Consider the following 10,985-nt stretch of genomic DNA (forward strand, 5'->3'; position numbering starts at 1 on the left):
TTCGCGCGCCGCGGCGAGGCGTCCTGGGCGTGGGGTTCGCGCATCACCGGCCTGCTGTTCGCGCTGAGCTTCGTCGCGCTGTCCACCGGATCGGGCGGCGCAGGTGCGATCATCGCGTTCACCGCCGCGGTCGTGCTGGTGTGGGCGTGGCTGTCCGCGGTATCGGTCAAGTTGTATCGGGCCGTCGGAACGGCCGAGGCGGACAACGTCTCTCGCGTCGAGGACGCTAGCCGGGCGGGGTGAAACCGCTGCCTTCCGGCGAGGGTGGAACCGGCTGCCACGCGGGTTGACCCTGACCTGGCCACGCCGGAGGGGGCGGTGGTGCCTGCGGCATCACCTGCAGGCGAGCCAACTCCCGGCGGTGCCGCTCGGCCAGCACGGCGGCCAGCACCAACTGCGGCGGCGCACCGGGAGGCGGCGGCGGTGAGATCTGAGCGACGACATCGCTGGTGATCCGGTAGGCCATCTGGTCACGCACCGTCGGATTCAATTGTTCAGCCCGGCTGAGGAACTGGCGCGCGAGCTCGGCCTGCTCGGGACGCAAACCGGAAAGCTGCAACGACGATGCCCACCACGCCAACTGCGGCGGCATCGGCGGCGGGGGCGACATGCGGGGCGTCCGCTCGCTGATCACGATGGTGCCCGCGAAGATGTCGCCGAGCCGTTTCCCCTTGGCCGACACCAGGCTGCAGATCACCGCGGGTCCGCCGGCCAGCGTCCAGATCTCGATGACGCCGGCGAGCGCTCGGAAAAAGGCCTGCCGGAAGCGTTCTGGGCCGCCGTCCTCGGATACCACCCGAAGACCCATCGCCATCTTGCCCAGCGATCGGCCGCGTGTCGCGGTCTCGAACACGAGCGGATATCCGAGCAGCGCAAGGACGGTGAAGATGATGAGCACGGCGGCCGACAGCGCCGAATCCAGCTGTGTCAGCGTGAGGCTGAAGAGCAGTATCCCGATCAGGTACAGCAGGAACACGACGGTGATGTCGATCAGGATCGCCACCGCCCGCACGGGCAGCTGGGCGATCTGAACGTCGAGCACCACCGCGTCGCCGGTCACGACCGGTTCCTGCTGCCAGACCATAAGCGTCAACGCTACTAGGATTCAGCGCGTGGATGTCGACGCGTTCGTCCTCGCGCACCGCCCCACGTGGGAACGGCTCGAGCAGCTGATCAAGCGCCGTCGACAGCTCACCGGCGCCGAGGTCGACGAGTTGGTCGACCTGTATCAGCGCGTGTCGACGCATCTGTCGATCATGCGCACCGCGAGCGCCGACCCGGTGGTGATCGGAAGGCTCTCGGGCCTGATCGCGCAGGCGCGGGCGGCGGTGACCGGTGCGCACGCCCCGCTGTGGCGCGAGTTCGTGCGGTTCTGGACGGTGTCCTTTCCCGTGGTCGCCTACCGGTCCCGGTGGTGGTGGATCGGCACGGCCCTCGCGTTCTTCGCGGTCGCCGCGCTGATCGCCGTATGGGTCTCGGGCAGCCCGGAGGTGCGGGCCATGATCGGGACGCCGGACGAGATCGACCATATGGTCAACAACGACTTCGCCGCGTACTACAGCGAGCACCCGGCGGCCTCGTTCGCGCTACAGGTTTGGGTGAACAACGCGTGGATCTCGTTGCAGTGCCTGGGTTTTGCCATCCTGCTCGGCATCCCGATCCCGTATGTGGTGTTCCAGAACGCGGCCAACCTCGGCGTGGCCGCAGGCCTGATGTTCGGCGCGGGCAAGGGCGACGTCTTCCTCGGCCTGATCACCCCGCACGGGCTGCTCGAGCTGACCGCGGTGTTCCTGGCGGCCGGTGCGGGGATGCGGCTGGGCTGGAACGTGATCTCGCCCGGTGATCGACCGCGTGGGCAGGTGCTCGCCGAACAGGGCCGCGCGATCGGCGCCGTCGCGGGCGGGTTGGTGGCAATCCTGTTGATCTCCGGCTTGATCGAAGCGCTGGTGACGCCGTCGCCGTTACCCACGGCGGCGCGCGTCGCGATCGGCGTCGTCGCCGAGATCGGGTTCCTCGCGTACGTCTTCCACTTCGGGCGCCGAGCGGAGCGCACCGGCGAGACGGGTGACATCGAGGACGCGCCCGATATCGTGCCGATCGGTTAGAGGCGCCCGGTGGCCTTCATCGCCAGATAGTGGTCGGCCAGTGCGGGTGCCAGGTCTTCGGGCGGGGCATCGACCACGTCGACCCCTCGGCTCCGCAGCCGAGAGGCGATCGCCCGCCGTTCGTTACGGGCCCGTTCGGCCGCGGCGGCGTCGTAGACCTGCGGAGCGTCCGCGCGGCCCGCGGCGAGCGTGTCGACGCGGGGATCGGCGACCGCGGCGACGAGCACGCCGTGCTTGGCCGTCAGTTGTGGCAGCACGGTCAGCAGCCCCTCGTCGAGCGCGGAGGCGTTGAGGTCGGTGAGCAGCACCACCAGCGCGCGCCTGCGGACGCGGCGCAGCACGGCGGCGACCATGGCGCCGGCGTCGGACTCGATGAGCGCCGGCTCGATCGGGGCCATCGCCGCCACCAGTTGTGCGAGCAGTTCGGTGCGCGAGGCGTTGAACACCGCGGCCCTCGTGACCCGGTCGTGGGCAAGGAAATCGACGTGGTCGCCGGCCCGCGAGGCCAGTGCGGCCAGCAGCAGCGCGGCGTCCATCGACCAGTCCAGCCGCGGCCACCCCGACGGGTCGTCGGAGGTGGGATCGATTCCGACGCGGCCCGCCGACGTGCGCCCCGTGTCGAGCACGATCACCACCCGCTGGTCGCGTTCGGGGCGCCACGTCCTGACCACCACGTCGGCGCGGCGCGCCGAGGCCCGCCAGTCGATGGACCTGACGTCGTCGCCGATGACGTATTCGCGCAACGAGTCGAACTCGGTGCCCTGTCCGCGGATCAATACCGGTGTATTGCCCTCCAGCTCACGGAGTTTGGCCAGCCGCGACGGGAGATGTTTGCGCGACAGGAACGGCGGAAGGATCCGGACCCGCCATGGGGCCCGATGTGAGCTCTGTCGCCCGGCCAACCCCAGCGGACCGGTAGCGCGGACGGTGACCAGAGATGAATCCTGGTCTCCACGTCGCACCGGCCGCAACGTCGTCGTGATCTGAAGCCGTTGCCCCGCAGCGAGGTCCACCTCTTGGATCCGAGGTTGGGCCCGTGCGCTCGGCGGCCAGGCGTCGCGAACCAACCCCTTCACGCGGCGCCGGCCGGCGTTCTCGACCACCAGCGCCGTCGTGACCTCCTGGCCCAGCCGCGCGGTGCTGTCTCCAGACCGGGTGAACCGCACGTGGCGGGTGTTGCCTGCCAGCGCGGCGTCGACCGCAAGCAGCACGACGAGCGCGCCCAACAGCACGGCGAACGTCACCGCCGGCCGGGGTGACGCCGCAATCGGCAGGACGCACACCAGTGCGACCAGCGCGGCCCGTCCGGTCAGGATCACTAGCGTGGCACCGGTACTGCCGCGAGGATTCCGTCGAGCACACCGTCGGGAGTGGCGCCCTCCAGCTCGGCCTCCGGCCGGAGCGCAATGCGGTGACGCAGGGTGGGGCGGGCCATCGCCTTGACATCGTCCGGAGTGACGTAGTTGCGCCCCGACAACCAGGCCCACGACCTGGCCGTCGCCAGCAGTGCCGTCGCCCCGCGGGGTGAAACCCCGAGTTGCAGTGAGGGCGAATGCCGTGTCGCAGTGCAGATGTCGACGATGTACCCGAGCACTTCTCCGGCGACCAGGACCTGTCGCACAGCCGCGCGTCCGGCGGCCAGCTCGGCGGTGCCCGCGACGGGCTGCACGGCAGACAGATCCCGGGGGTCGAACCCGTGGGCATGCCGATTGAGGATCGCGACTTCTTGGTCGCGCGACGGCAGCGGCACGTTGAGCTTGAGCAGGAATCGGTCCAGTTGCGCCTCGGGCAGCTGATAGGTGCCCTCGTACTCGATCGGATTCTGCGTGGCGGCAACGATGAACGGGTCCGGCAGCGGCCGGGCCTTGCCCTCCACGCTGACCTGACGTTCCTCCATGGCCTCCAGGAGAGCGGCCTGCGTCTTCGGTGGTGTCCGGTTGATCTCGTCGGCCAGCAGCAGATTCGTGAACACCGGTCCGGACCGGAACTCGAACTCCGCGGTGCGCGCGTCGTAGACGAGCGAGCCGGTGACATCGCCGGGCATCAGGTCGGGTGTGAACTGCAGGCGTTTGAAGTCGAGCTGCAGCGCCGCCGCCAGGGTGCGCACGAGCAGCGTCTTGGCCACGCCGGGAACTCCCTCGAGGAGCACATGGCCGCGGCACAGCAGCGCGATCACCAGTCCGCTGACCACGGCATCCTGTCCGACGACGGCCTTGGCGATCTCGGCACGTAGCGCCAGCAATGCGGTTCGCGCGGAATCGTTTCCGTCTGCCTGAGTCACGAGCGTGTGACCTGCCTTTCGATGTTGTCGAGTTCCCGTGCGAGGTTGACCAGTGCGGCGTCGTCGTCGGGGGGTGGGCCGAACAGGCTGTGCGCGACCCACTGGGGGTGGACGTCGCACTGCGCGGAGATCGCCTGGATCACCGCGGTCGGATCGGGATTGACACCAAGGCCGAGGCGGGGCTGCATGCGCTGCAGGGCCGAGGTCCGCAGCGCGTCGGCGGCGCTGTCGCGCGCGCGGTGCGAACGGTAGAGCCGACCGCGTCCCTCCACCGTTTCGGATGCTCGTACGACGACGGGCAGGCGTTCGGCGACCAGTGGGCCGATCCGGCGGCCCTTCCACAGCGCCAGCAGTGCCACCACCGCGACGAGCTGCCACAGGATCCAGCTCACGTGTTCGGGTGCGAGATCGAACAGGCTTGAGGAACCGTCGGATTCACCCTCGGTGAACTGCGGCGCGTACCAGATCATTCGCCGATCGGCGCCGGCGAGGTTCATCGCGAGCGCGGCGTTGCCCGCCTTGAGCAGCCCGCCGTTGGTCATGAACCCCGAATCGCCGACCAGCGTGATGTCCCTGTTGTCGGTGGTGTAGCGAACGAGGGTGCCGTCGTAGCAGCGCGTCAACTCGATGTCATCGGTCGTCGCCTCGTAGGTATCGCTCACGCTGAACTGCACGGCACCGGCCCGGGTGGCCTCGCGCAGATCGCAGTCCGGCCGTTCCCCACCGCCGAACGCGGTGGCTCCGCTCAGCTTCACGTCTGGCGCCAGGGCGCGGCGGGCGGGCGAGTTCGGTTGTACCAGTAGACGATCACCGGGCAACGCGGCGAGGCGCTCGAGCACATCGCCGTCGACGAGGTGATAGGTCTGGACCACCACCAGCAGGGTGTCGGGTCGGGCGGCCGCCTCGACCGCCGCGATATCGGGCGCTTCGACGACGTCGACGCCGTGCTCGCGCAACAGCGTGATCAGGGCTCGCGCCCCGTCCGGACCGGTCGACTCGGGATCCATCCATCCCCCCGGCCGGGGTGCGGTGAGGTAGGCGCTCAGCGTGGCGAACGCGACGATGACGGCCAGCGCCAACAGGATCCAGCGCACTGCGCGGAATCGCTGACGCATCGTCGGTTCCACTGCGGTGGTCATCGAATCTCCGCCCAACCGTCGGACGACACGGGCGCGGCTGCGGTGGTGGAGATGCCCGCACTGCGCGACCGAACGTGGTCGTCGAGGTCGGCCACCAGCCGGTAGGCCTTCTCGGTGCCGGGTAACTCACCGTAGGTGACGTCATTGAACACCGTTGCCGCAGAGGATAACTCGTCGCGGAGATGGGTGAGCTCCCTGGCCGCGTCACGCGCGAGTTCGGTGGCGGTGCGGCCGGGGACCGGGTCCAGGACACCGGTTTCCTCCAGCTGGCGAGCGACGGCACGCAGGCGGTGGCGAATCGCTGCGGCCCAGTCGGCTGCCGCTGCGTATCGTTCGGCGGCGGCCCGGTGCTGGGCCGCGGTGAGTTCGTACTCGCCGAACAACGCCGCGTCGCGAGTGCTGCCCGTTCGCATGGTGCGCCGCGCTATCCGGATCGCCACGATCACCGCGACCGCGACGAGGATCAAAAGGACCGTGATCGTCACCCAGCCGCCGGGTATCGAAGAGCCCTCGGCCGCCAGCCGGTACAACAGATCGTCGATCCAGTCGCTGAGCCGCTCGGTCAGGGAAGGCTTGGGATAGATGGGTTTTGCGAGTTCTCGCTGCGCGGCCTCGTGTGCGGCATCGCTGTCGATGTCTATCGTCGGCACGTCAGTTCTGGCGGGTCAGCCACAGATGGTCGGTGGAGTCGGACGGGGCGGCGGGACCGTAACCGGCCCCGGTCTGCAGCACCAGGTCGAAGGCTTCTCTGCGGATGCGTTCGTCGGTGTACTGCAGAGCCACCACACCCGCGCTGAATGGTGCGGTGATGATCTGGCCGATCGCGCCGCCGCCCGACAGCAGCACCAGAGCGAACAGTGCGGCCACCGTCGTCGACGCAGCCATCAAGATGATCTGCCCGCCGAGGCTGAACGGGAAGGCAACCGCACCGGCGACGAGCTGAGCGACGATGACGGCCAGTAGCCGAATGCCCAAAACCCGCCAGAAGTCTCGCCTGATCAACGCGAACGACCGCTGAACAGCGGCCACGATGCCCAGCCGCTCGAGCACGATGATGACCGGCGCGAAGGTCAGCATCGTCCCGAGATACACCAGGGCGGCAATGAGGACCAGTACCAACGGGATTCCGATCAGCACCGCGGCCGCCCCGCCGACCACGAATCCGATGCCGACGATGATGCCGACCACGACACCGATCAGCAGCATCGCGCCGAGCACCTCGAGGACGCTGAATCCGATCAGCGCCCACAGTCGCCCTCGAAGCCGTTGCCACGCCTGCCCGATGGTGATGCCGGAGCCGAAGACCGCTCTGCCCACGACGACGGTGAGCAGACCGCTGAGCAGAATGGAGGCCAACCCCGTCGCGACCGATCCCGCGAGACTCGACAGCATGGTGCTGACCAGGACACCGGTCGACACCTCCTCGTCGCCGCTCAACGTCGGCACCAGCTGCCCACCGACGGCGAGCGGGCCGACCGAGAGGATCAGCGCGATCAGCTGGGTGGCGACCACGACGATGGTGGTCAAGCCGAGTGTCGCTTTCGGATTGGCCCGGATGTAGGCGACCGCGCCGTTGAAGATGTCCGACAACGTGAGCGGGCGCAGGGGAATGACGCCCGGTTTCAGCGCCGCGGGCCCGTAACCGGGGCCCGGCGGTCCGTAGCCCGGAGGCGGCCCGTAACCGGGGCCCGGCGGTCCGTAGCCCGGAGGCGGTCCATAGCCGGGAGGGGGGCCGTACCCCGGAGGGGCCGCGTAGCCGGGAGGCGGATATCCCGGCGGCGGTGCGTAATAGGGCGGGTAGCCCGGTGGTGGATATCCCGGCGGCGGTGGGCCTGCGAACCCGGACCCGCCGGCGTCGGTGCTCATGGCCACCATCCTGTCGATCATGGTTCGAATTGACAACGTGGTGACGGCGTAGCTTTGGTGCATGGCCGAACTCAAGGAGCGGTTGCGGGCCGACCTCACGGCCGCGATGAAATCCCAGGACAAGCTGCGCACCGCGACGCTGCGGATGCTGCTCGCCGCGATCACCACCGAAGAGGTGTCCGGGAAGCAGTCGCGGGAACTCACCGACGCCGAGGTGCTCAAGGTCCTGGCCAGGGAGTCCAAGAAACGCGGCGAGTCGGCCGAGATCTACACCCAGAATGGCCGCGGCGAGCTGGCCGCCAACGAACGTGCCGAGGCGCGCGTCATCGACGAGTACCTCCCGACGCCGTTGACCGAGGCCGAACTGGCCGACGTCGCCGACACAGCCATCGCCCAGGTCGCCGAGGAGATCGGTGAGCGGCCCGGAGCCAAGCAGATGGGGTTGGTGATGAAGGCCGCGACCGCAATCGCCGCGGGTAAGGCCGACGGAGCCCGGCTGTCGGCGGCGGTGAAGGCCCGGCTGTAGTCGGTGGCGGCGATCGTTTTCACCCGGTAAGGCTCGGGTACCCGGCACCCATGACGCGGTTCGGATACACCCTGATGACAGAGCAGAGCGGGCCAAAAGAGCTTGTCCGCTACGCCGTTTCGGCGGAGGAGGCCGGGTTCGACTTCGAGGTGTCCTCCGACCACTACTTCCCGTGGCTGTCCGCGCAGGGTCATGCGCCGTATGCGTGGTCGGTGCTGGGTGCGGTCGCGCACGCCACCGAACGCGTCGGGCTGTTCACCTACGTCACCTGCCCCACGATGCGCTATCACCCGGCGGTCGTCGCGCAGAAGGCCGCGACACTGCAGATCCTCGCCGACGGCCGCTTCAACCTCGGCCTGGGCAGCGGGGAGAACCTCAACGAGCATGTCGTCGGCAAACGGTGGCCGACGGTGGCGCGGCGCCAGGACATGCTGCGCGAGGCAATCCAGATCATCCGCGAGCTGTTCACCGGCGAACTCGTCGACTGGAAGGGCGAGTACTTCGAGGTCGACTCGGCGCGGTTGTGGGACATTCCCGAGACCCCGGTCCCGATCGCGACCGCAGTCTCGGGTGAGCGGTCGGTCGAGACGTTCGCGCCGCTGTCGGATCACCTGATCGCCGTCGAACCGAACAAGGATCTGGTCGACGCCTGGCATGAGGCCCGGCGTGCGACCGGCCTGCCCGGCGATGTCCGGGTCGTCGGTCAGATCCCGATCTGCTGGGACACGGACAAAGACGCCGCGGTGCGCCGGGCCCACGACCAGTTCAGGTGGTTCAGCGGCGGGTGGGCCGTCAACTCCGACCTGCCGACGACCGCCGGTTTCGATGGCGCGACGCAGTATGTGCGCCCGGAGGATGTCGCCGAATCCATGCCCTGTGGACCCGATCTCGACGCGATCGTCGAAGCGGTCAGCAAGTATTGGGAAGCCGGCTTCACCGACATCGCGATGGTTCAGATCGGCGACGAGGGCCAGGAGCAGTTCCTCAAGGAGGCCGCGGCGCCACTGCTGGACAAGCTGCGGACCGCAGCCAGGTAGAAGGGATCGACATGCCGACCGGAAAAGGCATCTACGACGACAACGACGCCGAAGAGCGGGACAAGCGCAAGGCACAACGGACGGGACCGCAGGACAAGGGCGGCGACGGCGGCATGGCTACCCGCGAGAACGCTCCCGACGTCGCGGAGTCCGGCGGCGAACCGACGGCTTGATCACTCGGCGTCGCGGCCCTGCCTGCTGCGCTTGTAGGCCGACCGCCTGAAGTCGCCGAGCCAGCGCGGAGCCAACTCGACCTCGGGGTCGCTGTGCATCGCCGGATCGAAGGCGATGTCGTCGCAGCTGGGGTCCACGTGACGAAGCGTCAACCGGGCGAGCGGGCGAAAAGCCGCCGTCCCGGGCGCCTGGTCGATGTTGAACGTGAGCCCGTCGGCGTCGATCTGCTGCTCCACGGCGTCCAGCGACAGCCCGGGCGCGTCGATCCGGGTGGCCAGTCGCGCCCGCACCCACCACAGGCCGTCGTGGAAGCGCAGCGGCATCAGGCTCGAGAACGTCGCGCCGGACCAGGACAGCACCGGCGCGAGCCCGACCCGCGTCCCGGCCACCGTCGACGCCAACAGCACATCCCACGGACTGCAGGCCCGCAGGTCCGGTGGCGGCGGAATCCGGAACGCCAGTCCGGCGACGTCAGGTACGGCGCCCGGCAGTCCGACCCCTTTGGATACGCGTGCGATGACGTCGCACGAGTTCATCGGCAACCCCTCGCCCTCGGGCGCGATGCGTTCGAGAATCCCCTCCGCCATCACCCCGGACGGATGGAACAGGCGTCGCTCACGCAGGGCGGCGCCGAAGCGGATGGGCAACGAGGCGATATCGGAGGCTTGCACGCTAATCATGTGCCCACGCGGGGTACGGGTAAAACGAGCGCTGACGTTTTAACACGCCGGATACGGGGCATTAATTTCGGGCAGTGCTGCCCTAGGCAGCAGAAGAACCCTGTCGAAAGGCCGTTGTGACAACCGCATACACCGATGTCCGTGGACCCCTGGTCGCGGATGAGGGCGTCTACGCGCCGCAGGAAGATTCTCAGCTGCTCATTTCGGTCATGGACCAAAGCGCATTGGCACGGGGTCGCCACGTCGTCGACCTGTGCACCGGAAGCGGCGTGCTCGCCATCGGTGCGGCCGAACAGGGTGCCGCATCGGTCACCGCATTCGACATCTGCCCGCGCGCGGTGCACTGTGCGCGGGGCAATGCGCTGGCATCCGGAGTGGACGTCGATGTGCATCTCGGATCATGGGCGCGGGCAACCGAATTCGGCCCGTTCGATTTGATCCTCTGCAATCCGCCGTATGTTCCGCATGATCCGACCGCCGAATGCGATCCGCTTCCGACGTACGTGGGCCCGCCCCGCGCGTGGGACGCCGGGTGCGACGGTCGTCTCGTGCTCGACCCGCTGTGCGCCGCGGTTCCCGATCTTCTCGACCACGGCGGTAGTCTGCTACTCGTGCAGTCGGAGTTCGCCGATCCGCGCCAGACGCTCGGAGCGCTGGCCAGCGCCGGACTGGACACCGAAATCGTTGCGCGACAGTGGATTCCCTTCGGACCCGTGTTGTCGTCGCGCGCATTGTGGCTCGAGGAGTGCGGCCGCCTGGAACCGGGTCGTCGCGAAGAGGAACTGCTCGTGATCCGGGCCGACAAGCCGTGAGCGACAGCGAACCTCGCACCGTGCGGGTGGTGCCCAACGGCCCGCTGATGGTGCAGGGGCCGGTGCGCATCGAGATGCCCGACGGTCAGATGGTGGAATCCGACCGATTCATGGTCGCGGTCTGCACGTGCCGGCGCAGCAAGGACTATCCGTTGTGCGACACCAGCCACCGGTGTCGCAAGCGCGCCGACGCGCCTGCCAAGCAGAACGCGTCGGCCGCGAAGACCTCGTCAGCTCAGCGGCCGGCGTAGCGACGAGCGGTTCTCGGTCCAGCACTCCATCACGTGCCTGGCCAGCCGCTCCTCGACGACATCCCGAGCGCGGATTCCGAACACCACGTCGCGATCCAGATGCGGCTCCCGCGC

13 protein-coding genes and 2 pseudogenes are annotated in these 10,985 nt (G+C 68.6%); 7 read left to right on the forward strand and 8 right to left on the reverse strand.

Translation table 11 applies throughout. The features are described from left to right. Positions 1 to 243 (forward strand): annotated as a pseudogene (locus A5698_RS29000) (hypothetical protein); the annotation flags it as partial. Here the strand turns inward: A5698_RS29000 and A5698_RS13600 are convergent. Continuing rightward, positions 227 to 1,084: an RDD family protein gene (locus A5698_RS13600; RefSeq protein ID WP_068297515.1), complete on the reverse strand. Its 858-nt coding sequence runs from the start codon at positions 1,082 to 1,084 to the stop codon at positions 227 to 229. The pseudogene A5698_RS29000 and the gene A5698_RS13600 sit on opposite strands and share 17 nt — an antisense overlap. 28 nt (positions 1,085 to 1,112) lie before the next feature. Between A5698_RS13600 and A5698_RS13605 the strand changes: the two genes are divergently transcribed. Then, positions 1,113 to 2,105, forward strand: coding sequence for a stage II sporulation protein M (locus tag A5698_RS13605; RefSeq protein ID WP_068297517.1), 993 nt, complete (start codon positions 1,113 to 1,115; stop codon positions 2,103 to 2,105). Here A5698_RS13605 and A5698_RS13610 read toward each other — a convergent pair. The 5 genes from A5698_RS13610 to A5698_RS13630 are packed head-to-tail and all read right to left on the reverse strand — an operon-like array spanning position 2,102 to position 7,391. Further along, the gene (locus A5698_RS13610) at positions 2,102 to 3,424 is read right to left on the reverse strand and encodes a DUF58 domain-containing protein (protein ID WP_068297519.1); all 1,323 of its coding nucleotides are present in this window, start codon (positions 3,422 to 3,424) and stop codon (positions 2,102 to 2,104) included. The two genes, A5698_RS13605 and A5698_RS13610, sit on opposite strands and share 4 nt — an antisense overlap. Continuing rightward, positions 3,424 to 4,386 (reverse strand): AAA family ATPase, encoded by a 963-nt coding sequence (locus tag A5698_RS13615; RefSeq protein WP_068297522.1) that lies wholly within the window; start codon positions 4,384 to 4,386, stop codon positions 3,424 to 3,426. The genes A5698_RS13610 and A5698_RS13615 overlap by 1 nt, the downstream gene beginning before the upstream one ends. Then, positions 4,383 to 5,525, reverse strand: coding sequence for a DUF4350 domain-containing protein (locus A5698_RS13620; protein ID WP_068297528.1), 1,143 nt, complete (start codon positions 5,523 to 5,525; stop codon positions 4,383 to 4,385). The genes A5698_RS13615 and A5698_RS13620 overlap by 4 nt, the downstream gene beginning before the upstream one ends. Further along, complete coding sequence (locus A5698_RS13625) at positions 5,522 to 6,175, reverse strand: DUF4129 domain-containing protein (RefSeq protein ID WP_068297531.1); 654 nt, start codon at positions 6,173 to 6,175, stop codon at positions 5,522 to 5,524. Before A5698_RS13625 ends, A5698_RS13620 begins: the two co-directional genes overlap by 4 nt. 1 nt (position 6,176) lies before the next feature. Beyond that, on the reverse strand, positions 6,177 to 7,391 hold the full coding sequence (locus tag A5698_RS13630) for a hypothetical protein (protein WP_197506762.1): 1,215 nt from the start codon (positions 7,389 to 7,391) through the stop codon (positions 6,177 to 6,179). A 61-nt stretch (positions 7,392 to 7,452) separates the two neighbouring features. On the opposite strand from A5698_RS13630, the gene A5698_RS13635 reads away from it, so the two are divergent. From A5698_RS13635 to A5698_RS29005, 3 genes are read left to right on the forward strand one after another with little or no spacing between them, the layout of a single operon-like run. Next, a complete protein-coding gene (locus A5698_RS13635; RefSeq protein WP_068297534.1) occupies positions 7,453 to 7,917 on the forward strand; it encodes a GatB/YqeY domain-containing protein in 465 nt (154 codons plus the stop codon). A gap of 50 nt (positions 7,918 to 7,967) precedes the next feature. After that, on the forward strand, positions 7,968 to 8,954 hold the full coding sequence (locus A5698_RS13640; protein WP_068297536.1) for an LLM class F420-dependent oxidoreductase: 987 nt from the start codon (positions 7,968 to 7,970) through the stop codon (positions 8,952 to 8,954). Positions 8,955 to 8,965: 11 nt separating this feature from the next. Then, complete coding sequence (locus A5698_RS29005) at positions 8,966 to 9,127, forward strand: hypothetical protein (protein ID WP_197500705.1); 162 nt, start codon at positions 8,966 to 8,968, stop codon at positions 9,125 to 9,127. On the opposite strand, the gene A5698_RS13645 is transcribed toward A5698_RS29005, so the two are convergent. Continuing rightward, complete coding sequence (locus A5698_RS13645; RefSeq protein ID WP_156670749.1) at positions 9,128 to 9,808, reverse strand: phosphodiesterase; 681 nt, start codon at positions 9,806 to 9,808, stop codon at positions 9,128 to 9,130. Between the two features lie 116 nt (positions 9,809 to 9,924). On the opposite strand from A5698_RS13645, the gene A5698_RS13650 reads away from it, so the two are divergent. Continuing rightward, positions 9,925 to 10,620: a HemK2/MTQ2 family protein methyltransferase gene (locus tag A5698_RS13650; RefSeq protein WP_068297544.1), complete on the forward strand. Its 696-nt coding sequence runs from the start codon at positions 9,925 to 9,927 to the stop codon at positions 10,618 to 10,620. After that, on the forward strand, positions 10,617 to 10,871 hold the full coding sequence (locus A5698_RS13655; protein ID WP_197506763.1) for a CDGSH iron-sulfur domain-containing protein: 255 nt from the start codon (positions 10,617 to 10,619) through the stop codon (positions 10,869 to 10,871). The genes A5698_RS13650 and A5698_RS13655 overlap by 4 nt, the downstream gene beginning before the upstream one ends. Here A5698_RS13655 and A5698_RS28610 read toward each other — a convergent pair. Next, a pseudogene (locus tag A5698_RS28610) lies at positions 10,851 to 10,985 on the reverse strand (iron-containing redox enzyme family protein); the annotation flags it as partial. The gene A5698_RS13655 and the pseudogene A5698_RS28610 sit on opposite strands and share 21 nt — an antisense overlap.

This window comes from Mycobacterium sp. E136 (assembly GCF_001666865.1).
Lineage (GTDB): Bacteria > Actinomycetota > Actinomycetes > Mycobacteriales > Mycobacteriaceae > Mycobacterium.

Excerpts from the sequence above, each read along its gene's own strand:
- A5698_RS13640 (WP_068297536.1), top strand. The coding sequence starts at position 7,968 with ATGACGCGGTTCGGATACACCCTGATGACAGAGCAGAGCGGGCCAAAA.
- A5698_RS13630 (WP_197506762.1), bottom strand. The coding sequence starts at position 7,391 with ATGAGCACCGACGCCGGCGGGTCCGGGTTCGCAGGCCCACCGCCGCCG.
- A5698_RS13635 (WP_068297534.1), top strand. The coding sequence starts at position 7,453 with ATGGCCGAACTCAAGGAGCGGTTGCGGGCCGACCTCACGGCCGCGATG.
- A5698_RS29005 (WP_197500705.1), top strand. The coding sequence starts at position 8,966 with ATGCCGACCGGAAAAGGCATCTACGACGACAACGACGCCGAAGAGCGG.
- A5698_RS13645 (WP_156670749.1), bottom strand. The coding sequence starts at position 9,808 with ATGATTAGCGTGCAAGCCTCCGATATCGCCTCGTTGCCCATCCGCTTC.
- A5698_RS13620 (WP_068297528.1), bottom strand. The coding sequence starts at position 5,525 with ATGACCACCGCAGTGGAACCGACGATGCGTCAGCGATTCCGCGCAGTG.
- A5698_RS13600 (WP_068297515.1), bottom strand. The coding sequence starts at position 1,084 with ATGGTCTGGCAGCAGGAACCGGTCGTGACCGGCGACGCGGTGGTGCTC.